This is a genomic window from Paracoccus kondratievae (assembly GCF_009301415.1).
GTDB classification, from domain to species: Bacteria; Pseudomonadota; Alphaproteobacteria; order Rhodobacterales; family Rhodobacteraceae; genus Paracoccus; species Paracoccus kondratievae.
In genome coordinates, this window is sequence record NZ_CP045073.1 from 713,854 (window position 1) to 736,176 (window position 22,323).

General features: G+C 62.1%; 17 protein-coding genes. 6 read left to right on the forward strand and 11 right to left on the reverse strand.

Features of this window, described 5'->3' with window-relative positions; translation table 11 throughout:
• Positions 1 to 17 precede the first annotated feature (17 nt).
• A complete protein-coding gene (locus F8A10_RS14890; RefSeq protein ID WP_152367729.1) occupies positions 18 to 767 on the reverse strand; it encodes an alpha/beta fold hydrolase in 750 nt (249 codons plus the stop codon).
• A gap of 163 nt (positions 768 to 930) precedes the next feature.
• Here F8A10_RS14890 and thrS point away from each other — a divergent pair, with 163 nt between their 5' ends.
• The 6 genes from thrS to F8A10_RS14920 all read left to right on the forward strand — a co-directional run bounded on the left by thrS (position 931) and on the right by F8A10_RS14920 (position 9,208).
• Positions 931 to 2,877, forward strand: a complete 1,947-nt coding sequence (gene thrS / locus F8A10_RS14895; RefSeq protein WP_085503092.1) for a threonine--tRNA ligase — start codon at positions 931 to 933, stop codon at positions 2,875 to 2,877.
• A gap of 237 nt (positions 2,878 to 3,114) precedes the next feature.
• Complete coding sequence (locus F8A10_RS14900; protein ID WP_010399969.1) at positions 3,115 to 3,321, forward strand: cold-shock protein; 207 nt, start codon at positions 3,115 to 3,117, stop codon at positions 3,319 to 3,321.
• A gap of 155 nt (positions 3,322 to 3,476) precedes the next feature.
• Complete coding sequence (locus F8A10_RS14905) at positions 3,477 to 4,943, forward strand: class I adenylate-forming enzyme family protein (RefSeq protein WP_152367730.1); 1,467 nt, start codon at positions 3,477 to 3,479, stop codon at positions 4,941 to 4,943.
• Positions 4,940 to 5,599 carry a DsbA family oxidoreductase gene (locus tag F8A10_RS14910; RefSeq protein ID WP_085503087.1) on the forward strand — a complete coding sequence of 220 codons (660 nt, stop codon included), beginning with the start codon at positions 4,940 to 4,942 and terminating at the stop codon, positions 5,597 to 5,599. Before F8A10_RS14905 ends, F8A10_RS14910 begins: the two co-directional genes overlap by 4 nt.
• 153 nt (positions 5,600 to 5,752) lie before the next feature.
• On the forward strand, positions 5,753 to 8,017 hold the full coding sequence (locus tag F8A10_RS14915; protein ID WP_152367731.1) for an adenosylcobalamin-dependent ribonucleoside-diphosphate reductase: 2,265 nt from the start codon (positions 5,753 to 5,755) through the stop codon (positions 8,015 to 8,017).
• 131 nt (positions 8,018 to 8,148) lie between these two features.
• Positions 8,149 to 9,208, forward strand: a protein-coding gene (locus F8A10_RS14920; protein ID WP_152367732.1) for an IS630 family transposase whose coding sequence is annotated in 2 segments (ribosomal slippage) — positions 8,149 to 8,621 and positions 8,620 to 9,208 — 1,062 coding nt in all. Because the reading frame shifts where the segments join, the coding sequence is not laid out codon by codon here.
• Between the two features lie 836 nt (positions 9,209 to 10,044).
• Here F8A10_RS14920 and tssH read toward each other — a convergent pair.
• From tssH to F8A10_RS14970, 10 genes are all read right to left on the reverse strand, one after another.
• Positions 10,045 to 12,669 carry a type VI secretion system ATPase TssH gene (gene tssH / locus F8A10_RS14925; protein ID WP_152367733.1) on the reverse strand — a complete coding sequence of 875 codons (2,625 nt, stop codon included), beginning with the start codon at positions 12,667 to 12,669 and terminating at the stop codon, positions 10,045 to 10,047.
• Entirely contained in the window at positions 12,666 to 13,661 is a 996-nt protein-coding gene (tssG, locus tag F8A10_RS14930) for a type VI secretion system baseplate subunit TssG (protein ID WP_152367734.1), read from the reverse strand. Before tssG ends, tssH begins: the two co-directional genes overlap by 4 nt.
• Positions 13,658 to 15,559 (reverse strand): type VI secretion system baseplate subunit TssF, encoded by a 1,902-nt coding sequence (gene tssF / locus F8A10_RS14935; protein ID WP_152367735.1) that lies wholly within the window; start codon positions 15,557 to 15,559, stop codon positions 13,658 to 13,660. Before tssF ends, tssG begins: the two co-directional genes overlap by 4 nt.
• A complete protein-coding gene (locus F8A10_RS14940; protein ID WP_193668311.1) occupies positions 15,556 to 16,080 on the reverse strand; it encodes a GPW/gp25 family protein in 525 nt (174 codons plus the stop codon). The genes tssF and F8A10_RS14940 overlap by 4 nt, the downstream gene beginning before the upstream one ends.
• 149 nt (positions 16,081 to 16,229) lie before the next feature.
• A complete protein-coding gene (locus F8A10_RS14945) occupies positions 16,230 to 16,727 on the reverse strand; it encodes an Hcp family type VI secretion system effector (protein ID WP_152367737.1) in 498 nt (165 codons plus the stop codon).
• Positions 16,728 to 16,759: 32 nt separating this feature from the next.
• The gene (tssC, locus tag F8A10_RS14950; protein ID WP_152367738.1) at positions 16,760 to 18,247 is read right to left on the reverse strand and encodes a type VI secretion system contractile sheath large subunit; all 1,488 of its coding nucleotides are present in this window, start codon (positions 18,245 to 18,247) and stop codon (positions 16,760 to 16,762) included.
• On the reverse strand, positions 18,247 to 18,768 hold the full coding sequence (gene tssB, locus F8A10_RS14955) for a type VI secretion system contractile sheath small subunit (protein WP_152367739.1): 522 nt from the start codon (positions 18,766 to 18,768) through the stop codon (positions 18,247 to 18,249). The genes tssC and tssB overlap by 1 nt, the downstream gene beginning before the upstream one ends.
• A 67-nt stretch (positions 18,769 to 18,835) precedes the next feature.
• A complete protein-coding gene (locus F8A10_RS14960; protein ID WP_152367740.1) occupies positions 18,836 to 20,173 on the reverse strand; it encodes a type VI secretion system ImpA family N-terminal domain-containing protein in 1,338 nt (445 codons plus the stop codon).
• Positions 20,174 to 20,206: 33 nt separating this feature from the next.
• Complete coding sequence (tagH, locus tag F8A10_RS14965; protein ID WP_152367741.1) at positions 20,207 to 21,337, reverse strand: type VI secretion system-associated FHA domain protein TagH; 1,131 nt, start codon at positions 21,335 to 21,337, stop codon at positions 20,207 to 20,209.
• A 6-nt stretch (positions 21,338 to 21,343) separates the two neighbouring features.
• Complete coding sequence (locus tag F8A10_RS14970) at positions 21,344 to 21,928, reverse strand: DUF6931 family protein (protein ID WP_227493526.1); 585 nt, start codon at positions 21,926 to 21,928, stop codon at positions 21,344 to 21,346.
• Positions 21,929 to 22,323 lie beyond the last annotated feature (395 nt).

Below are 22,323 nucleotides of genomic sequence, written 5' to 3' on the forward strand. Positions count from 1 at the left end.
ATAACGCCGCCTCTCGCTTATTCCGCGCACGCCAAGACCTCGTTGATCGCTGCGCCGATCAGTTCCAGACAGTCCGGGGTGGAAAAGCGGTGATCGGCACCCTTGACCAGCGTCAGACGCATATCCTCGCCCGAGGCATGATCCAGCAAATCCAGCGCCCAGGACATCGGCACATCTGCATCAGCCGTACCCTGCAGGAAACGCACGGGAAAGGGCAGTGGCAGCGGCTTGTCCAGAACCAGATGATCGCGCCCGTCCTCGATCAGTCGCCGGGTGATGACATAGGGCTCGTCGGCATAATCACTCGGCAACTCGACCCGCCCCGACTCAGCCAATGCCGCCCGCTCTGCCTTGGAAAAACCGGCCCAGAAGCCGCGCTCGGTGAAATCCGGCGCCGCCGCCACAGTGACCAGCCCGGCCAGCCGCTCAGGCATGGTGCGCGCCACAAGCAGGCTGATCCAGCCACCCATTGAGGACCCGACCAGCACCTGCGGCCCCTCTGTCAGCCCCCGGATCACCGCCAGCGCATCCTGAAACCAGTCGCCGATCGCGCCTTCGTCAAAAGCGCCCGAGGACTCGCCGTGCCCCGAATAGTCAAAGCGTAGAAAAGCCCGCCCGCGCCCGCGCGCCCAATCCTCCAGCCACAGGGCTTTCGACCCCTGCATGTCGGATCGGAACCCGCCCAGAAATACCACACCAGGCCCCTGCCCCCCGACCCGGTTATAGGCAATGCGCCGCCCCTGCGGCCCTTCGAGATACTGCGTCATTCTTTCGTGTCCAAATATCCTGCGGGGGAGTCGCGGAACGCGACGGGGGCGCAAAGCCCCCTGCCACGCTATCCGCATTGACAACGCGCGGCAATCGCGCCACACCCGCCCGACATACCCGCAACCGGGCGTTCCGTGGGCGCCAAACCGACGAGGAGGACCTATGTCCCAGATCTCCCTTACCTTCCCCGATGGCAATTCGCGCGACTATCCCGCCGGCATCACCGCCGCCGAGGTTGCCGCATCCATCGCCCCGAGCCTCGCCCGGAATGCGATTTCTGCCTTTCTCGACGGCCAGCACATCGACCTGCAATGGCCAATCCAGAAAAGCGGCCAGATCAGCATCAACACCATGAAGGACAGCGAGCCGGCACTCGAACTGATCCGCCATGACCTCGCCCATATCATGGCCCGCGCCGTGCAAGAGCTGTGGCCCGACGTCAAGGTGACGATCGGTCCCGTCCGCGATCAGGGCTGGTTCTACGATTTCGACCGGGCCGAACCCTTCACGCCCGAGGATCTGGGCGCGATCGAGGCTCGGATGAAACAGATCATCGCCGCCCGCGAGCCTGTGCGCACCGAGGTCTGGGACCGTGCCCGCGCCCTTGCCCACTACGAGGCGCAGGGTGAGTCCTTCAAGGTCGAGCTTGTGAACCGCATCCCGGAAGGCGAGCCGATCCGCATGTATTGGCACGGCAACTGGCAGGACCTCTGCCGCGGCCCCCACCTGCAAAGCACCGGCCAGGTTCCGGCTGATGCCTTTAAATTGACCCATGTCGCCGGTGCCTATTGGCTGGGCGATTCCTCGCGCCCGATGCTGCAACGCATCTACGGTGTGGCCTTCCGCAACCGCGACGACCTCAAGGCCCACCTGACCATGCTGGAAGAGGCTGCCAGGCGCGACCATCGCAAGCTTGGCCGCGAGATGGAGCTTTTCCATTTTCAGGAAGAAGCGCCGGGCATGGTCTTCTGGCATCCGAACGGCTGGACAATCTATCGCGAACTTGAATCGTATATGCGCCGCCGCCTGATCCGCGCCGGCTATAAAGAAATCAAGACGCCCCAGGTCGTGGACCGTATCCTGTGGGAAAAATCCGGCCACTGGGAAGCCTATCGCGAGAACATGTTCATCGTCGAGGTGGACGAGGAAGGGGCCAGGGAAAAGCGCATCAACGCGCTGAAACCGATGAACTGCCCCTGCCATGTACAGGTCTATAATCAGGGCCTTAAATCCTACCGCGACCTGCCGCTGCGGCTGGCCGAATTCGGCTCGTGCCATCGTTACGAATCCTCGGGTTCGATGCACGGGCTGATGCGGGTGCGCGGCTTTGTCCAGGACGACGCGCATATCTTCTGCACCGAGGACCAGATCGAAGACGAATGCGCCGGCTTCATCGCGCTCTTGTCCTCGGTCTATCAGGACCTCGGCTTCGACGGCTTCGACATCAAGCTCTCGACCCGGCCCGAGGTGCGGATCGGCACGGACGCGCAATGGGACAAGGTCGAGGGCGCGCTGAAAGGCGCCATCGAAAAGCTGGGCCTGCCCTATGAGATCAACCCCGGCGACGGCGCCTTCTACGGGCCGAAACTGGACTTCAAGCTGACCGACGCCATCGGCCGCGAATGGCAGTGCGGCACCTTCCAGGTCGATCCCAACCTGCCCGAGCGGCTCAGCGCGGAATATGTCGGCGAGGACGGCGCCAAGCACCGGCCCTACATGCTGCACCGCGCCGTGCTGGGCAGCTTCGAGCGTTTCATCGGCATTCTGATCGAGAACTACTCGGGCAAGATGCCGCTGTGGCTCGCGCCGCGCCAGGTGGTGGTCGCATCTATCGTCTCGGCTGCCGACGACTATGTGCACGAAGTCGTGGCGGCGCTGCGCGCCGCCGGGCTGCGGGCCGAAGCCGACACCCGCAATGAAAAGATCAACTACAAGGTCCGCGAACATTCGGTCGGCAAAGTGCCGGTCATCATGGCTGTGGGTCTGAAAGAGGTCGAGGAACGCAGCGTCTCGATCCGGCGACTCGACCGGCAGGGCAGCGAAAACCACACGCTGGATGCAGCCATCGCCATGCTGCGCGACGAGGCCACCCCGCCGGATCTGCGCTGAGCGCACCCCCCCGGTTTGGCGGCAATCTGCCAAAATAATCGCGCGAGATGATCCTGCATCATCTCGCGCGACGCATTCGTTCTTGCGTTTTTTCGCGAATCGTTCATCCTCTGCGCTGCGTGAGCACGACTTTCTACCGCCTCCCTTCACGGGGCAGCCGGACTTGACGGGAAAGGGCTGCACTGCACGGCTCGGGTGCAATTTCGCCCCGGGATGACTTGAAGGAGAGACGGTAAAATGGCTACCGGCACCGTAAAATGGTTCAACGCCACCAAAGGCTATGGCTTCATCGCGCCCGATGATGGCGGCAAGGACGTGTTCGTCCATATCTCGGCGGTCGAACGCGCCGGGCTGACCGGACTGAACGACAACCAAAAGATCAGCTATGAGCTGCAATCGGGCCGTGACGGCCGCAGCTCTGCCTCGGATCTGAAGCTGCTCTGATTCGACGACAACGCGACATGCCGGAACCGGCCGGGCCTGCAAGGCGCCGGCCGTTTTCATGTCTGCGGCTTGCCTGACAGGCAACTGCCCCCGCCCTCTTTCCCCCCGCAGCGCAAGGCTTTATCCCCGAAAGACGAACCAGACGGGGTAACGGAATGAATCTGGCCGAACATGTGCTGCAAGCTGGAACCGCGTCTCCGGATCGGCTTGCCATGTCGGTGCTGGGCCTCAGCCGCGCCGACCGTTGGTCCCATGCCCGGTTGCGTCAGGCGGTGCTGGGCACGGCGACCGGGCTTTTGCAGGCAGGCCTGCGCCCGGGACAGCGGCTGCTGATGCGGCTGGGGAACAATCCGAACTTTCCGGTCACCTATCTTGGTGCCATCGCCGCCGGTATCGTGCCGGTTCCGACCTCTCCTATGCTGACCGAGGCAGAGATCAGCAAGATCGCCGCCGTCATTCAGCCAGCGATGATCGTCGCGGACAAGGGCATTGCCTTGCCCGATCACCCGGCCCCGGTCCTGTCGGCCGAACGAATCACCGGATTCGCCGCGCTGCCTCCGGCCGGATTCGCGCAGGCCAGGCCTGATGATCTGGCCTATATCGTCTTTACCTCGGGCACTTCGGGCCAACCCCGCGCGGTCTGCCATGCACATCGCGCCATCCTTGCCCGGCAAATGATGTATCAGGGCTGGTATGGGCTGACGGCGCAGGACCGGCTGCTGCATGCCGGGGCCTTTAACTGGACATTCACGCTTGGGACCGGCCTCATGGACCCTTGGACCATGGGCGCTACGGCGCTGATTCCCGCCGAAGACGTAGCGCCCGGACAGATCCCGCTGATCGCCAGCCGACACGGCGCCACCATCCTCGCCGCCGCACCCGGCGTGTTTCGCCGCCTGCTGCGGGCCGAGTGGAAACCGTGGAACGGGCTGCGTCACGGTCTTGTCGCGGGCGAAAGGCTGGACCCCGCTCTGCGCCGCGCCTGGCAAGAGCGCACCGGCACCGATCTGCATGAGGCGATGGGAATGTCGGAATGCTCGACCTTCATCTCGGGCAGCCCCGCGCGCCCGGCACCAGATGGCACGGCGGGCTTTCCTCAGCCCGGCCGGCGGATCGCAATCCTTGATGACGAGGGGCACGAGCTTGCCTCCGGCCAGCCCGGCGTCCTTGCGGTCCACCGCTCGGACCCCGGGCTGTTTCTGGGCTATCTCGACCAACCGCAGGAGACGGCGGCACGCTTTTGCGGCGACTGGTTTCTGACCGGCGATCTGGCTGAAACCACCGCCGAAGGTGCGATTCGCACCCTTGGCCGCGCCGATGACATGATGAACGCCGGCGGCTTTCGTGTCTCACCCGGTGAGGTTGAGGACGCGCTTGCCGCCCTGTCCGAGGCGGGCGAGGTCGCGGCAGTCGAGCTGCCAGTCGGCCCCGGCACAAGTGTAATCGCCGCCTTCTGGACCGGTCCCGCCACGGTCGAGGCGCTGCGTCAGCAGGCCGAAACCCGGCTTGCACGCTATAAGCAGCCGCGCGAATACATCCCTCTGTCCGCCCTGCCCCGCACGCCGACGGGCAAGATCAACCGCCGCGCCCTGCGGGACGCCCATCGCAAGGATAACCCATGACCGAACCGCTTCCCGGCCAAATTCGCCTAGATATCTTTGCCGATCCGGTCTGCCCGTGGTGCATGATCGGCAAGGCTGAACTGGACCTTGCTCTGGAAAGCCGGCCCGACCACCCCTTTGCGATCAGCTGGCATCCCTTTCGCCTTGATCCACAGATGCCGCAGGCCGGCATGGATTATGTCGCCTACATGAAGATGAAATTCGGCGGCGAAAAGGGCATCCTCCAGGCGATGAAACCGGTGATGGAGGCCAGCGAGCGGCTGGGCCTGTGGATCAACCCCTCGCTGATCGAGCGGGTGCCGAATACCCTCGACGCGCACCGCCTGTTGCATTGGGCAGGACTGGAGGGCGCACAGACCCCGGTCATGTCCGGGCTGATGCGGGCACATTGGCGCGAGGGTCGGAATATCTCGAACCCCGATGTGCTGGTCGAGATCGGGGAAAAGGCAGGAATGGATGGCCGGATGATCCGTCGTCTGCTCGCCACAGCCGAGGATCGCGACGAGGTCGCCACGCGCGAGATACACGCCCGCCAGCGCGGCATCAACTCGGTCCCGACCTTTATTGTCGCCGACAGCCACGTTGTGACCGGCGCGCAACCGGCAAGCCTGTGGCAGAACGTGATTGATGAGCTGACCGGCCTGCAATCTCAATAGGTTGGGCCCTTACCGCAGCTTGCCGCTAAATCTGGAAATCAGCGTCGAGTTAAACTATATTAAGAGGCTCCATCTTTCTCCTCCTAGAACCGGGCGCAGGGCCGTGTATAAGACCGGCTTGCCCGTTTCGATCACTAGCCAGGGATTTCCGCCATGAGCCGTTTCTCAGCCCCTATCGCCGAACAGATCTGGGATATGAAGTATCGGCTCAAGGATGGTGCGGGCCAGTCGCTTGACCTGTCGATCGAGGACAGCTGGCGGCGCGTTGCCCGTGACCTTGCCCGCGTCGAAAAAGACCCCGCACAGTGGGAAGACCGCTTTTACGCCGCGCTTGAGGATTTCCGGTTTCTTCCCGCCGGCCGCATCCTTGCCGGCGCGGGCACCGGCCGCGAAGTGACGCTGTTCAACTGCTTTGTCATGGGGACTATCCCCGACAGCCTCGCCGGTATCTTTGACATGCTCAAGGAGGCCGCGCTGACCATGCAGCAGGGCGGCGGTATCGGCTATGACTTCAGCACCATCCGCCCGCGCGGGGCCGAGGTAAAGGGCGTGGCCGCGGATGCCTCGGGCCCGCTCAGCTTTATGGATGTCTGGGACGCGATGTGCCGCACGATCATGTCTGCCGGCTCGCGCCGCGGTGCGATGATGGCAACGATGCGCTGCGACCACCCCGATATCGAAACCTTCATTCAGGCAAAACAGGACAGCGCCCGGCTGCGCATGTTCAACCTGTCAGTGCTCGTCACCGATGCTTTTATGGAAGCGGTCAAGGCCGACGGCCCGTGGGATCTGAAATTCGGCGGTAAGGTCTATCACACCATCCAGGCGCGCGACCTGTGGAACCGGATCATGCGCGCGACCTATGATTATGCCGAACCGGGCGTGATCTTTATCGACCGCATCAACCAACAGAATAACCTGAACTATTGCGAGACGATCGCCGCCACCAACCCTTGCGGCGAACAGCCCCTGCCGCCTTATGGTGCCTGCCTGCTTGGCTCGATCAACCTGACCCGTCTGGTCGAGGCGCCCTTTACCCCCGAAGCACGGCTGAACCCCGAGGCGCTGGATGAACTGGTCCGCGTCGCGATGCGGATGATGGATAACGTCGTCGATGCCTCGAAATTCCCGCTGCCGCAGCAAGCAGCCGAGGCGCAGGCCAAGCGCCGTATCGGCCTTGGCGTCACCGGTCTGGCCGATGCGCTGCTGATGCTTGGCCTGCGTTACGGTGCCGATGATGCGGTAGCGCAAACGCGGGCGTGGATGAAGTCGATTGCCCGTTCGGCCTATCTGGCTTCGGTCGATCTGGCGCGTGAAAAAGGTGCCTTCCCGCTGTTTGACGCCGAGAAATACCTCGCCTCGGGTTTTATGCAGCGCATGGATGAGGATGTGCGCGAGGCGGTGGCCCAGCACGGCATCCGCAACGCGCTGCTGACCAGCATCGCGCCGACCGGCACTATCAGCCTTTACGCGGGCAACGTCAGTTCGGGAATCGAGCCGGTCTTTGCCTATGCCTATACCCGTAAAGTCCTGCAAAAAGACGGCTCGCGCACCGAAGAAGAGGTCGTCGATTACGCCGTGCAGATGTGGCGCGACCTGCATGGCGACGCGCCGCTGCCCGACCATTTTGTCAATGCCCAGACGCTTTCGCCCATGGATCACGTCGCCATGCAGGCGGCCGCGCAGGAATGGGTCGACAGCTCGATCTCAAAGACCATCAACTGCCCCGAGGATATCTCGTTCGAGGACTTCAAGGATGTCTATCTGGCCGCCTGGGATCAGGGCTGCAAAGGCTGCACCACCTATCGTCCGAACGACGTGACCGGCTCGGTCCTGTCGGTAAGTGAGAAATCCGAAGAGGCCCCGCAGGCCGACAAGGGCGCCGATGTGGTTTATCTGACCGAGCCACTGGAACGCCCGGCGGCGCTTGAGGGCTCGACCTACAAGCTGAAATTCCCCGGCAGTGAGCACGCGATCTATATCACCATCAACGATATCGTTCAGGCCGATCACCGCCGCCCCTTCGAGGTTTTCATCAACTCGAAGAACATGGAGCATTTTGCCTGGACCGTGGCGCTGACACGGATGATCTCGGCTGTATTCCGGCGCGGCGGCGATGTGTCCTTCGTGGTCGAAGAGCTGAAGGCGGTCTTTGACCCGCGTGGCGGCGCGTGGATGGAGGGACGCTATGTCCCCTCGATTCTTGCCGCCATCGGTGGGGTGATCGAGCGGCACATGATCTCGACCGGCTTTCTTGCCGGCGAGGGCATGGCACTGAAATCCGATCCCAAGGCCGAACTGGTCGCCGTGGGCGAACGCCCGCGCGGCCCGGCCTGCCCCTCTTGCGGCCAATACGGGATGCGTATGATCGAGGGCTGCATGACCTGCCCTTCATGCGGCCATTCCAAATGCGGCTAAGGCGGGACGGCTCGTGTGCGGCCAAGCATAAAATGAGCCTTATACCAGCGGCATGAACCATCGACTCTGAAGGTGGTTTGCTTTGCGGCCGACCTCTGATTCACTCCCTTGCAAGGCGGAGGAGGATCAGGATGGCAGTGGGCATCACACGCACGGACCTTTCAGCATCGGATCTGCGGCGAGAGGCGGCTCGCGTGAAGGACGCGCGAGCGACGCGCCGGATGTTTGCGCTGGCGCATGTGCTTGACGGGCGAAGCCGGACGGAAGCGGCACAGAGCTGCGGTATGGATCGGCAGACGCTGCGTGACTGGGTTCACCGTTACAATGCCGAAGGGCTGGCTGGCCTTGTCGATCGGCCGCTTCCTGGGCGGCCCCCGCGGCTCAGCGCCGAGCAGATGCGCGAACTTGCCGTGATCGTCGAGACGGGGCCTGACCCGTCGACGGATAAGGTCGTGCGTTGGCGTCGGATTGACCTCTGCGACGTGGTTGAGCAGCGGTTTGGCATTCGCGTGGCGGAGAGGACCATGAGCGCGATCCTTCACCGGCTCAGCTTTGCACGTCTCTCAGTCCGGCCGCGCCATCCGCAGGCCGATGGCGAAGCACAAGCGGTATATAAAAAACTTTGCCGAACTGGCGCGCGCGGCCTTGCCTGACGAAGCGCAAGGAAAGCCCTTGGAGATCTGGTTCCAGGACGAGGCCAGGGTGGGTCAACAGGGAACATTGACACGCGTGTGGGCAAGAAAGGGCACACGCCCGCGGGCGCCAAAAGACTGCCGCTACGCCTGGGCCTACATCTTCGGGGCGGTCTGCCCGGCCCGCAGGATCGGTGCGGCGCTTGTCATGCCCTACGCGAACACAGAGGCGATGAACGCCCACCTGGCCGAAATCAGCGGGCAGGTATCGCCCGGTGCACACGCGCTCCTTGTTCTCGATGGTGCTGGCTGGCACAGCTCCACAGACCTCATCATCCCGCCCAACATCAGCCTGCTGCCGCTGCCACCTTACAGTCCGGAACTGAACCCGGTCGAGAACCTCTGGCAGTTCCTCCGTCAGAACACCCTCGCGAACCGGGTCTTCGACAGCTACGAGGCCATCGTCGACGTCTGCTGCGATGCCTGGAACACGCTCCTCGCAATGCCGGAACGCGTCGCTTCAATCACCTCACGCGATTGGGCGCAGGTCAGTGGATAATGCCGTTGGTATTAGCCGGACTGTTTGAGCCTTTTTGCAAGCATAAGGTGAGCCCAGGATTTTTCTTGGCTCACCTTATCTTTATTTATCAATATGCTACTGAACTCGCCTCTTCAGGCCCTGCGGTCGCTTCACACTTGTCCGGCTTGAGCGCGGTCCCATTGACGAGTTTTGGATGGCTGCGCATCGTCAGGGCATCCCCTCCATGATCGGATGCCGGTCACGGTCCGTTTCCGTCCCGCTGTTAACCGTGGAACATCACCACTCGTCACTCTCCACACCGGAAAAACGCCCGCTTTTCCGAACAGTCTAGGCTTGTCTCTGAAAAGAGCCAACCTCCAGCCTTACCGATCGCGCCTTCTGCTCCACCATGCGCGGCGCCCGTTTAGCGAGTCTGGATATCCCGTCTCGTAGAGCGCCATTTCAGGGTGCGGGTCTTGCAGCGCACCTATGGAGGATAGTCCGTCTTCTGGGCTTCCTCCTCATTCATCGGCGATGGCAAAGGCCATCCGATCAAGGACGCCACAGGACATGTCCAGCAGCTGCTTTTTCCTGTCGAATCAGGCCTCGCTGCGTGCCTGATACGCGCCGCCCGCCTCACTCGCTCGTCAAAATAATTTCGGCAAAGGGGCGTTTCGGGGCCTTTGCACCGTTTACATCAAAGATGCATCCGTGAAGCACCTTCCCTATGGTGCCACGCTCACACCTTCGCCAACCTCATGGCAGCCGACAATCGGCTTAAGACGCCCGGAGAGTGAACGCTCTCAGGAGGGGATCAGCGAGACACCTACCTGAGAGCCAGATTTCTTGATCATCCAGAGGCAGTGAATGAACCACTAGGCGAAATCATAAGCGAAGCCGCCACCTTCGATACGAATCGTCACATCAGACATCGCCTGCCCCGAAACCATGCGCGACAGTACTTGCCGCGACAGTTCGGGCAGGATCGAGTTGGTAATAATATTGTCTATCATCCGTCCGCCGCTGTCCGGATCACGGCATTGCGCGACAATATGATTGATCACCGCATCATCCCAACCCAGCCGCGCGCCATGACTGTCACGCATCCGCCGCGCCACCGAACCAAGCTTCAGCCGGCTGATGCCGCCCAGCACCTCAGCCGACAGAGGCAGGTAGGGAATGGTCACGATCCGGCCCAGCAGCGCCGGGGGGAAGGTGCCAAGCAACTCCTCTTTCAGGCTGGCCTGCAACGTATCCTCATCAGTGATGATGCCCTCGGGGGCAAGCGCCATGATCGTACCGGTGCCGACATTCGAGGTCATCAGGATCAGCGTGTTACGAAAGTTGATGGGGCGGCCGTTGCCGTCCTCCATCCAGCCCTTGTCAAAGACCTGAAAGAACAGCTCATGTACATCGGGATGGGCCTTTTCCATCTCGTCCAGCAGTACGACCGAATAGGGCTTGCGGCGCACCGCCTCGGTCAACCGGCCGCCCTCGCCATAGCCGACATAACCGGGGGGGGCCCCTTTCAGCAGGCTGACGGAATGCGCTTCCTGGAATTCGGACATGTTTATGGTAATGATATTCTGCTCACCACCATATAACGCCTCGGCCAGCGCCAGCGCCGTTTCGGTCTTGCCAACGCCCGAAGGGCCGCAGAGCATGAAAACCCCGATGGGCTTTTCCGGGTTCCCAAGACCGGCACGGGCAGTCTCGACCCGGCGCGCAATCATGCAAAGCCCCTGATCCTGCCCGATCACCCGTTCACGTAGCAAGTCCGACAGACCCAGCACCGCCTGCAATTCATCAGCAACCATGCGCCCCGCCGGAATGCCGGTCCAGTCGCTGATAACGCTGGCCACCGCCTGTTCGTCAACATGCGGCCAGATCATCCGCTCATCAGCATGAATTTGGCCCAGCTGATCCATGGCGCCGGTCAGTTCGGCACGGATCGCCTCTTCGTCGAAATCTTCGCCTGCGCGTTCGGCAAGCGATTTGCGCAAAGACAATATCTGCCCGACAAGCGATTTCTCATCGGCATAGGCAGTTTCCAGATCAGCCAGCTGGGCCCGCGCCTCTTCGGCGCGTGTGCGGGTCTCGGCCAGCCGGGCCTCGTCGCCCTCACCCAGATCGCGATCGGATTCGCGGGCGGCGATCTCACTGTCATAACCAGAAATTTCTGCGCGCAGATCGGCAATCCGGGCGGGAATGGTAGATTGGCTGATTGCAACGCGGGCACAGGCGGTATCCAGAAGCGACACTGCCTTGTCGGGCAATTGCCGCGCGGGCAGATAGCGCGCCGAAAGCTTCACCGCCGCCTCAAGCGCGGCGTCCGAGATACGGACCTTGTGATGCGCCTGCATTGGGGCGCGCAGGCCACGGATCATGTAGCACGCGGTCTCGATCGAGGGCTCATCGACCGAAATTGGCTGAAAGCGCCGGGTCAGCGCCGGGTCCTTCTCAAAATAATTGCGATATTCGGCCCAGGTCGTCGCGCCGATGGTGCGCAAAGTGCCCCGCGCCAAAGCTGGCTTCAGCAGGTTCGCGGCATCGCCGGTTCCAGCCGCACCCCCGGCACCAACCAGCGTATGCGCCTCGTCAATGAACAGGATGATCGGGGTGGCCGAGCTTTGCACCTCGTCAATGACCGAGCGCAAGCGCTGCTCGAACTCACCTTTCATGCTGGCACCGGCCTGCATGGCACCGATGTCCAGCATATGCAGCCGCATGCCCTGCAAGGCTGGCGGCACCTCTCCCGCGGCAAGCTTTTGTGCGAACCCCTCGACCACGGCAGTTTTGCCGACGCCAGCTTCACCAGTCAGAATCGGGTTGTTCTGACGCCGACGCATCAGCACATCAATGATCTGGCGGATCTCATTATCGCGGCCGACAACCGGGTCCATGCCACCCTCGGCCGCCTGCGCGGTCATATCGACCGAGAACCGCCCCAGCGCGGTGGCTGCTGCGCCCTGCTGCCCTTCACGCGCTGGGGTGCCGACGCCGTCCATCGGGCGCAGGTTTTCCTCCTCAGAGTCCTGCCACAGCGTCCGGGCCTCGGCACCGATGCGCTCGGCCGACATGTCGGCAAACAAGGACGAGTAAAGCTCGACCTCGCGGCGCAGGGCAGCATCATTCAGCAACGCGACCAGCAGGTGCCCGGTACGGATCTGCGCCTCGCCGAAGAACAGCGTGGCGTAGGTCCAGGCATGATTCAGCGCATCCGCCAGCCGTTCCGAGATGCCGGGGGTTTCGGTAACGTTCTTTTGCAGGCTGTCCATCGCCCGGCCCAGATCCTTGAGCATCCGTCCGCGATCCAGCCCCAGCGCGCGCAGGGTGACCGAAATATCGCCATCCTGATGCGATACGGCATGAAACAGCCAGTGCGACAGTTCGACATTGCGGTTGCCGTCACCACGCGCCTGCCGCATCGCCTGAAGGAAGGCCTCATAACCCAGCCGGTTCATTTTGCCGGCAAATTTCTCGATTGTGATCGCGGTCATCGGGGGCCTTTCGCGGAATTCTGGCCCGTGTCGCGACCCAGCGCGAAACGGGCGACTTCGGTATAATCAGAGCCGGGGGGCAACCCTTCGGGGCGAATGGCGGCCAGCCAGCCAATGGCAGCATCGCGGCCAAGCTGCGCCGGTGGTACACGGTCGGCAGGCAGGGCAAGCGCCAGATCGATATCCAGAGTCTTGCCGAGATACCAGTACACCAGCCCGGCCAGCCGGTCGTGCCGGGGCTGGCCGGGCAGGAAGTCACGATAGGTTTGCGGATCGGGCAGGTCCAGCCGGATACAAATCTTTTCGTTCACCGATTGCCGCCGCGCGCCCAGATAACTGTCGCTGCCCAGCATGCCGCCCTGCCCCAGACCGTGCAGGTCGTCCGGCTCGAACTCAAGCCAGCTTACGACATGTTCCTGCACATCGACCGGATAGCCGAAATGGCTGTGCAGCAATTGCCGCAGCCTCACTGCGCTGCGCACCCGGCCCCCAAAGATCGACACCAATGGCAACCGGGCAATGTCGGGGAAACTGTCGTGGTCGCGGAAAGCGGGTGTGCCGATACCAGCCACCGCGCCGACGTAGAACTGGAAACGGTCCTGATCCGGACGGTCGTGCTGGCTGATGGCATGGGCATCCGACCATGCACGAAAGAACAGCTGGTAGAAACGCGAGGACAGGATATCGGCAAAGGCGACAAAGCCTTCTTCGCCTTCTTCCTGCCAGCGCAGCACCTCTTCGGTCAGGTTCAGCGGCAGCGCGCCATGCGGGCCAAAAAAGCCCATGAATTGTGCACGGATTCTGGCGCGGGTGCCTTCTGTGTCCAGCGCCGACAGCTCTTGCGAAGGGAAGGCCAGCCGGGGGTCCTGCCCGATATCGACAATATCCTGCGCCCGCCGGGTGCTTCGGCCAATGCGCGGCCGGCCCGCACCTTCACGCTCCAGCCGGCGCAACAGCGCCAGAAAGCCGGCCTCTCCGGCAGGACGGGTCATATCAGTGGCCCCAGCCCGGCCCGGGGCGGGAAACGTTTTATGACGCCGCGCTGCCGGCTGGTAATCACGGTCTGGGTAAAGCTGTTGATACTGGCGTATTCTGCAAGGAAACGGTCCAGCACCGCCCCCAGCAGAATGACGCCGCGTCCCTCGAAGGCGGCTTCATCGAAGGTCAGCACCAGCTCCAGCCCGCGCGCTGGAAAGATCCCCTCGGGCCGGCGCAATGAGCGGGTGACAGGCCGCACCGCAAGGCCGGTCAGCCCGGCCAGCTGCACCTCGGTCACATGATCTGAGGCATCGGCAAACAGGCTCAGCAGCTCACGCAGGCTGGCGGCGCCATCGCGGCCAAAGCGGTCGTCCAACCCGAAATGATTCAACGACAAATAGGAAATCAGTCGCCAATAAACGTCGCCCTGCCGCATACGGTGCGGGCCGGCACGCTCGACCTCAGTCACAGCCTCGCGCGGAGGAGTAGGGCCGTTTACGCAGGTCAATGACAGCGCCTGATCCGAAACCATGACGAAATCATCCGAACCTGCCAGCGGCAGCACCGCCGGCAGATGTCGGTTGGAACAAAGAGCGCGGATATGCAGCCGCTGCGCCCGCCGGCCCACCACCGCTTCCGGCGGCTCGTAAATCGAGATAAAGGTCTCGGTGCCGCGATAGTCGTTGCGCAGCCCGGCACGCCGTTCGATCTCGGTCAAGCGGCGGGGTTTGCGGCGGGCGGTATAGTAATATGTCGCGCGCGGCGCCCCGCTCTGCGGCAAGGCGTATAGCGGCACCACGTCGACCCGGTCATGAGCAGTGCCATAGCTCGCCTGCACACGCAGCAGACGCTGAATCTCGTAATGCGTGATCGGGCTGGAATCCGGGGTCACCACATATTCGTGCCGCCGGTCGTCCAGCCGCACCTGGTTCGATGCTTCCTCGAAAAGATTGATCGCCGGTGCACAGTTCAGTCGAATGTCGTGCTGTTGGATCTGCCGCGCCAAATCGTCATTGACACGGTCGAACTCAAGGATCAGTTGCGCCTCGCGCGCTGGGATGCGCGACAGCGCAGGCTTCAGGCCCGTCAGGCGAAACCCCATGAACTTGCGCGGAAAGGCAAAGAAATCGCGCAGGATGGCAAAGCCTTCGAACAGGCGCAGATCCCTGTCGAAGAGCTGCTCGCTGCGATCAAAGCCGATCTGCTCGATCTGGTCGGGTCTCAGGCGGATGAAGGCCGGATCGCCGTTCGGCTGTAGCCAGCGCAATGAAGCACGGGTCACGTTGCAATGGATCTGCTCATAGGCGGCGATAGCCCGCAACTGGTCTGCGGTCAGATGAAAGGTCAGTGCGTCCTGCGCGTTGACGCCGATCTGCTCACCATCGGTGCGTGCAAGGTCGATCTGCAACCCGGCGCTGGTCGCCGGATCGGGGTCCTGCCCCAGCCCGCCCAGCGTCGTGGTCTGCTCATGATAGGTCAGGCCAGCAACAGTCAGCGGCAGCACATGCAGCGGCGCAGTAAGGCTGAACCGGCAAGCCACGCGCTTTTCTGCGTCGCGAAAGCGCGCGTCCAGATATTCACCGCGTGCAAAGACCTGCACCCCCTCGTTCTGCCGGGTCAGGGGCCCTGCTTCGACAATCATACAGCTGGGAACCGGCGCCAGCGCATCGGGAAATATCTGCTCCAACAGTTCGGTGGTAAAGCCGCGGAATTCTTCGTCCAGCTTAAGCTGCACTCTGGCGGCCAGAAAGGCGGTGCCTTCCAGCAGACCGGCAATGGTCGGGTCGATATTCTCGCGCAGTACACCGCCCAGCCGCTCGGCCAGGCCGGGATATTCCTCGGCAAATTCCGCCGAGCGCTCGTAGAGCATGTCCAGCTCGCGCTCATATGCGTCGCGGAAAGCCTTTTTCATGCCTCGGCCAGCGTGCGTTTCAGCGCGATCTTGCCGGCGGTCGGATCAACCTCAGCAAAGAACTGCACGGCAATATCGGTGGGGTCGGACTTCATCTCGGCCAGTATCTCAAAGGTGATGCGCTGGTCGGTGGTCGGCGCCAGATCGTCCACCCGTACCTCCAGCGTTTCGGCGCGCAGCCGGGGTTCGTTGCGGATCAGCGCCTCGCGGATGGCATGGCCCAGGTCTATTGGCGTGCGACTTTCGCGCCAGAGCGTATCGAGATCGGGCAGGCCGTGATTGACCACTGATTCCCGCACCCTTGGCGTATCGCTCAGCTCGGTACAGACATCCAGTCGGATGGTGTTCATCAGACTGGTCAGATCCAGCACCAGATTGCGGCGCAGCGATTCCTCACTGGCCCCCTCGCGGCGTTTTTGGCTTTGAAGCGTCAGATCGCGTTCGCCCTCAGTATAGCGGCGTTCGCGGTTGCGTGAATCACGCCTTGCGGCTGAATCGCGAAAGATGTGCAGCAGGGACATCTCGCGCAGCCCCCTGCGCCCAGAATCTCCCTCAGAGGAAGGATGACGTGACGACATGATCCGCCCGCTAGCCTACGCACAGCCGAAGCTGCGCAAGGAAACAGGGCCGACATTGTCGCCCCTGTCGGCGATGGAAGGTCGTGAGGCGCTTAGGCGCTCCATTCCTTGTTTTCGGCGATGTCCCAGCCGGCCAAGGTTTCGGCACCAGCGGCGCCGGTGTCTTCCTGAAGGGTATAGGCCACCTCGAACTTGCGGAAGTTCAGGGTCAGCGTCTCCTGAATGCGGTCAAGACCGTCCTTGGCACCGCCAGTCGAATAGCTCGTGATCATGATTTTGCTCATCTTGATCCGGAAATATTCAACCGGGGCTGCGCCGCCCGATTTCCGCACGATCAGTTCGCCCGATTCGATATGCTCACCGTTAGTGCAGCGCTTGATCAGATCGTTAGTCGCCAGATCAACATATTTGGTCAAGGTGATGTCCTGCACATTGACCTTGCCGCCGCCGCCGCCCGAGCCGACATGCGTGGTGCCCGACTGGGTCAGGCCCCAGTTCCAGGCCAGGACATCAATCTCGTCCTTATGGGTGTCATCCTGGGACTCTCCCTTAATATTGTTCGAGAGCTTCAGAAAGATGTCGACAGCCATTTAGTCACTCCTACGATTTGAGTATCAACTGGTTACTTTTTCGGAAGCTTGGAAACGAGCGACATGCCCACATCCATACCTTCCAATTGGAAATGTGGTTTCAGGAAGAATTTTCCCATATAGTAACCGGGATTCTCCTCATCTTCCACCACTTCTACCTTCGCTCCGGCCAAAGGTTTCTTGGCCTTTTCACGCTCGGTCGCACTTTCCGGGTTGCCGGAAACGTATTTGTTGATCCAGGTCTGCAACTGTGTCTGCAATTGCAGACGATCTGGACTTTGACCGATCTTGTCGCGAACCATACACTTCAAATAATGGCTGAAACGTGACACCGCGAAAATATACGGCAGGCGCGAAGACAGATTGTCCGAGGCCGTAGCCTGCTCATCCACATATTTCTTGGGCCGATACAGCGTTTGCGCACCGATGAAGGCGGCCTTGTCAGTATGCTTGCGATGGATCAGCCCGATCAGCCCGGCCTTGGAAAGCTCTCCCTCACGCCGGTCTGTGATCGACACTTCGGTCGGACACTTCAGATCCTTGGAGCCATCGCCGCTGTCAAAGTTATGCGTCGGCAGGTTCAGCACCTCGCCGCCCGACTGCACCCCACGGATATGCACGGTCCAGCCGTGCTCTTTATGCGCACGGTTGATGTTCACCGCCATCGCATGGGCTGAGTTCATCCAGGCGTATTTGGTGCCGGCATGGCCATCAGTCTCTTCCTCGAAGTTGAACTCCTCGACGACAGAGTTGGAGTTCTGACCGTAGGGTTCGCGCGACAGCACACGCGGCAAGGTCAGCGCCAGATAGCGCGAATTCTCGGAATCGCGCATACTGTTCCATGCAGCGTAATCAGGCGTATCGAATATCTCGGACAGGTCAGGCGGAGTGCCGATCTCGGTCCAGCTGTCCATGCCCAGCAATTCGGGAGAGGCCGCTGAAATAAAGGGCGCATGAGCAACTGCGGCGATCTTGGAAATATCGCGCAGCAGGGCCACATCAGCCGTCGAATGATCGAAATAATAGTCCCCGATCAGCGCGCCAAAGGGCTTGCCGCCCAACGTGCCGAATTCCGCCTCGTAGATACGCAGGTTCAGCGGAGATTTGTCCCATTTAGCGCCGGGATAGCGCCGGAACATCTGCTGCAGTTCCTTTTTCGAGACGTTCATCACCTTGATTCGCAGTGAAGCGTCCGTCTCGGAGTGGTTGACCGTATAGGCCAAGCCGCGCCAACTGGATTCCAGCTTCTGGAATTCCTCGTGGTGGATGACCTCGTTCAGTTGCTCGGTCAGTTTCTGATCCAGCTTCGACAGAATGGCATCGATCGTGTCGATCACATCCTCGGCGATCAGGCTTTCGTCATCCAACGCTTCGCGCACCAGCGCGGCGACGGCATTGTCCACCTCTTTAGCGGCGACATCGGTGCGCGGCTTGATGGTCTGCTTGAGGATATCCGAAAACTCGTCCAGGCTCCCAAGAGCGTCCTGACTGGCAACCTGGGCCTGCGATTCCTGCGCCATCAGCTATCCTCTTCCTCGGCGGGTTTCGTCTTTTCGCGCTCAGCCAGCGCAGCCATCAGCTCGGGGTCAGCCAAAAGCTTGCGAAGCTGCTCCTGCGCCTTGGGTTTCGAGTTCATGTAGCGTTGCAGGTTGGCCAGATGCTGGCGTGCCTCCAGCAGTTTTTTCAGCGCCGGAATCTGGCGCGCCACGGCAGCCGGATTGAAATCATCCATGCTTTGGAAGGTCAGCGACACGCCCAACCGGTCATCGCCGTCGCTCAGCTTGTTCTCGACATTGAAGCTGACGCCGGGGGCCACGCTTTTCATGTAGTCGTCAAGCGACGAGGCAGTCACATCGACAAAGTCGCGCACGTCCATCTCGGGCTTCTCGACGTCCGAGGCATTACCCGACAGGTCGGACATCACACCCATGACAAAGGGCAACTCGACCATCTTCTCGGAATCGTAGGGATCTTCGTACGAAATATTCACCCGAGGCGGGCGGTTGCGCTTGATAAAATCGGTCGCCTTGTCCGAAGCCATCAGATCAATCCTCCATTGCACAAGGCAAACTGCAAAACCAACACCAAGTCAATGCCCGCAATATCGCCTAGTTTTCACCGGACGGCGGGGCCGCTGCAAGTAACTCCGCGATAATAGCGTCAAAGCGCGCGTGCAGCATGTCACGCCCTTTTGCGAGTAGCAATGGCACAGGACTGGCCGGTTCATTATTTGTATAATATCCCTCAACTCCCAACAGAGTTGCAACAAGATCTGCCCGCCGGACAATGGGTTGCATGGGCTTAGGCGGATTTTCGCCTGCCGGCTGACCATCCAGCCCGGCCTGTGTCAGCGCCTGCAACCGCTCCATCGGCAGGGCGAAGGGTGTGCCTTGTCCGATTTTCAGCAGCGCGCGCCCGGCCTCGGCAGGCATCAGGATCCGCAATGCCTCAACCAGCGGCTTGCCGATAAGCTCCCGCGCCTGCGCCACCAGAACCAGCGCGGGCGAAGATGGTTCGTGCACAGCCAGCCAGTTGCAGGCCGCATCCAGCGCCGCCGCCGCTGTGGCACGGTCGAAAACCGGACGGTCGCCCACCGGCGCCTGCGGAATGGGGACCAGCCCTGCCACCGGCTCATCCCCCTGTGGCTGCGCCGGCTCTTGCACGATGCCCGGCTGCCAGGGGCGCAGCTCTGGCCGGGCCGTAGCAATCATCTGCTGCATGTCCTCGATCGCGCTGCGCAGGGCAGCAAGATCGGGATGAAAGGGTGCCGTCGCCTGCGCTGCCGCTACCCGTGTCAGGCGATGAATGGCATCAGACAGCCGCAGCAGTCGGCCATGCGTCGCAGTCAGGGCCGCAAGCTTTGCGTCGCTGCGCAGCGGCCCCATGAAGTCGGTGCCCTCCAGATCCGCCTCGGAACTGCGGGGCGTGGCCTTGCCGGTCACCACCATATAGCGACGTAGCGTCACATTCGTCTCGGGCAGCAACGGCAGGTGCAGCAGCGGCATCACGACCGTCGCCTGCGTGTTCAGCGCCTCGATGGCCGAGCGCCGGTCGGCGCCCTGCGGATGGATGTCCTCGGGCCATTGCGCCAACGCCGCTGCCATATCCTCGACAGTCGAGGTAAATTCCTCCAGCCTCCCAGCCAGAATCTGGAAGCGTGCCAGCAGACTTAGCAAGCGCAGATCGCGTGAGCGGTGCAACAGCGCGGTAATGGCGGCTGTTTCCTCATCCAACCGAACCGAACGCGGGTCGAACAGCCGGTCTTTCAATGCACGGGGATCTGACTGGTCCTGATTGCCGGTCTGGCTGGGGATGAAATAACGCTCGGGCAGACGAGACTCGGCCTCGAAATAGTAATCCAGGAATTCCTCATCATCCTGCTGTTCGAGGTCGGGGCCGCAAGGCTCCTCGGACGAGATCGGTTCGAGTAAATTGAAATCGGCCAATTCCGAAGCCCCTTTCTGAAAGTCGCGCCCAGGCTAAAGCCCCGGGCCACCGCCGTCATCCGCCTTGCGATAGGCCTCGGCGAACAAACGCAAAAATTCATCCAGAATGCCGTTCTCGCTGGCGGTACGGGCATCCCAGCGGGCGACATATTCGTCCCAGGCACGAGCCTTGCGATTGCCGATAAGCCCGCCAGATTTCGCTGTGCCCTCGATCTCTTCGGGGGCAAGCTCAGCCACCAGACCCAACAGCGCCGGCTGCAAGGCGGCAAACAGCGCGGCCTGGTGGCGGCGCAGATCGCCCAGCGCATTGTCGAAACCCTCGGCACCGGTCATGAAACCGGCACGCGGACGCAGGAATAGCGCATCCAGCGCCTCGCCTGCATCTGGCAGGAATTTCAGCGGATTGTTGTCGGTCGCCCCACGCATGGTACGCGTGGCCGAGCGGGTGAAATGTCGAGCTGCGGCCCGATCCTGAAGCGCGGCCATGACCTGATCGGCAATCGTACGCATTGCCTGGCCCAACGCCCGGGCCAGATCCTCGGCCGCAACATGGCGCGCCATCTCGACCGGGATACCAGCACCCTCGCAAAAAGCGCGCAGGAAGGTCGAGGGGTCCTCAGCCACGGGTTCCGGTACCGGCTCGGCAGAGCGCGGGGCCGGTTGATACACAGGGAACTTCACGAAATCGCTGGCGAAATCCGGGCCGCGGCGCTGCTCGACCCCGGGGCCCACATCTATCGGCTCGACCGCCGGGGCAATTGCCCATGGGTCGTCGATCACCGCTTCGTCCACCGGGCTGTCCACGCGGTGCACCGGCAGCGATTCGGGCGTCATCGGCTGTTCTGCCGGCATGTCGAACAGCGCGACGACGATATACTGCCCGACCTGGAAACGATCGCCATGGCTCAGCGCATGAGGTCCATCCAGACGATGCCGCTGGCCTTGCAGGAATGTCCCGTTGGTCGAACAGTCGCGCAAAACCCAGCGCCCGCCCTCGAACCCGACATCAAAGTGATGGCCCGAAATATAGCGGCTGGCATCGGGCAGCACCCAGTCCATACCGACGCCGCGCCCGACCTGAATACCGCGTTCCGGTACAACGACGCTAACCGGACCACCATCATCCAGGACGTGAAAATTCTCGATTTGCAGGGTCAGCTTCATCTTGCGTCAATAGGCACGGAACAACGCCTCAGCCATGTCCAGAAACCGAGCCAGATAAAATGAGCGCCGGGACAGTTCAGCGCGCGCGAGGCAGGACAATACAGCACTGTTCAGGGCCACCGGGGTCTTATGCGCGGGTGAGCGTTCGGGATCATTCGGTGCGGGCGTACCCGTGGACCAGCCCACCGCCAGCGCCAGTAGCACAGCCGGGCTGCGCGATGGCGCCCAAAGCGCGTCGCGCATAAGTTCGTGCCGCTGTCTGGTACTGGGCGAGGCCAGCCATGTCGCGATACGTTCCATCACCGGGCGATCATGCGGTTGCAGGTGATCGGCCATCAGACGCAGACATTCATAGCCCCACCCCGTCGCCACGCTGGGCAGGGCAGCGAAGGCGGTAAAGGTCACTGCCTCTTCGGGCGTGGTCGAGGCGCGCAGCCGGGCCAGAAAGCTCAGCCCGTCCTCACCCTCCCGCGCGCGCAGCTTGACCAGTTCGGCCAGCTGCGGGATGTCGGCGAAAAGCTCTGCAGGCGTCGCGTCACGCAGCATCCGCCGCGGAGGCTTGGTCCTCTCATCTATAGCTGTCGCATCCATCCCGGGCCGTCACATGCAGAACTCTGAACGTTGGCGACTATGAAACCGCTGGGCAAGATCCGCAACCTCTGTTGCGTCTGGCACGGTTTGGACTGGCAGCCCGACAGATGCCGCGACCAAACCCCTCGCAACGGGCATACCCAGCCGTCGACCTGCTGCGAAAAGAATGCCGGCCCACCATTCTCCGGGTCCGGGCCGGCAGCTCTTGCGGCAGACAAGAAACGCCGCGCCATGAGGCCATGGCCAACAACCCGGGGGCGTGCGAAAACCGAAAGGTCTACCGGGACCCACCATGCTGGTTTCATAAGACGAATCCCGTGCTTTGCCCGGGCAGCAAAGCCGTTCTACCCCAATCGCCGGACAGATGGCTCATATGCTCTGACCCTTCAGGCAGT

Coding starts and splice junctions, on each gene's coding strand:
- F8A10_RS14970 (WP_227493526.1), bottom strand. CDS start 21,928: ATGGATGCGACAGCTATAGATGAGAGGACCAAGCCTCCGCGGCGGATG.
- thrS (WP_085503092.1), top strand. CDS start 931: ATGTCCCAGATCTCCCTTACCTTCCCCGATGGCAATTCGCGCGACTAT.
- F8A10_RS14915 (WP_152367731.1), top strand. CDS start 5,753: ATGAGCCGTTTCTCAGCCCCTATCGCCGAACAGATCTGGGATATGAAG.
- F8A10_RS14890 (WP_152367729.1), bottom strand. CDS start 767: ATGACGCAGTATCTCGAAGGGCCGCAGGGGCGGCGCATTGCCTATAAC.
- F8A10_RS14905 (WP_152367730.1), top strand. CDS start 3,477: ATGAATCTGGCCGAACATGTGCTGCAAGCTGGAACCGCGTCTCCGGAT.
- tssH (WP_152367733.1), bottom strand. CDS start 12,669: ATGACCGCGATCACAATCGAGAAATTTGCCGGCAAAATGAACCGGCTG.
- F8A10_RS14940 (WP_193668311.1), bottom strand. CDS start 16,080: ATGTCCCTGCTGCACATCTTTCGCGATTCAGCCGCAAGGCGTGATTCA.
- F8A10_RS14900 (WP_010399969.1), top strand. CDS start 3,115: ATGGCTACCGGCACCGTAAAATGGTTCAACGCCACCAAAGGCTATGGC.
- tagH (WP_152367741.1), bottom strand. CDS start 21,337: ATGAAGCTGACCCTGCAAATCGAGAATTTTCACGTCCTGGATGATGGT.
- tssC (WP_152367738.1), bottom strand. CDS start 18,247: ATGGCGCAGGAATCGCAGGCCCAGGTTGCCAGTCAGGACGCTCTTGGG.
- tssG (WP_152367734.1), bottom strand. CDS start 13,661: ATGACCCGTCCTGCCGGAGAGGCCGGCTTTCTGGCGCTGTTGCGCCGG.
- tssF (WP_152367735.1), bottom strand. CDS start 15,559: ATGAAAAAGGCTTTCCGCGACGCATATGAGCGCGAGCTGGACATGCTC.
- tssB (WP_152367739.1), bottom strand. CDS start 18,768: ATGGCTTCGGACAAGGCGACCGATTTTATCAAGCGCAACCGCCCGCCT.
- F8A10_RS14910 (WP_085503087.1), top strand. CDS start 4,940: ATGACCGAACCGCTTCCCGGCCAAATTCGCCTAGATATCTTTGCCGAT.
- F8A10_RS14945 (WP_152367737.1), bottom strand. CDS start 16,727: ATGGCTGTCGACATCTTTCTGAAGCTCTCGAACAATATTAAGGGAGAG.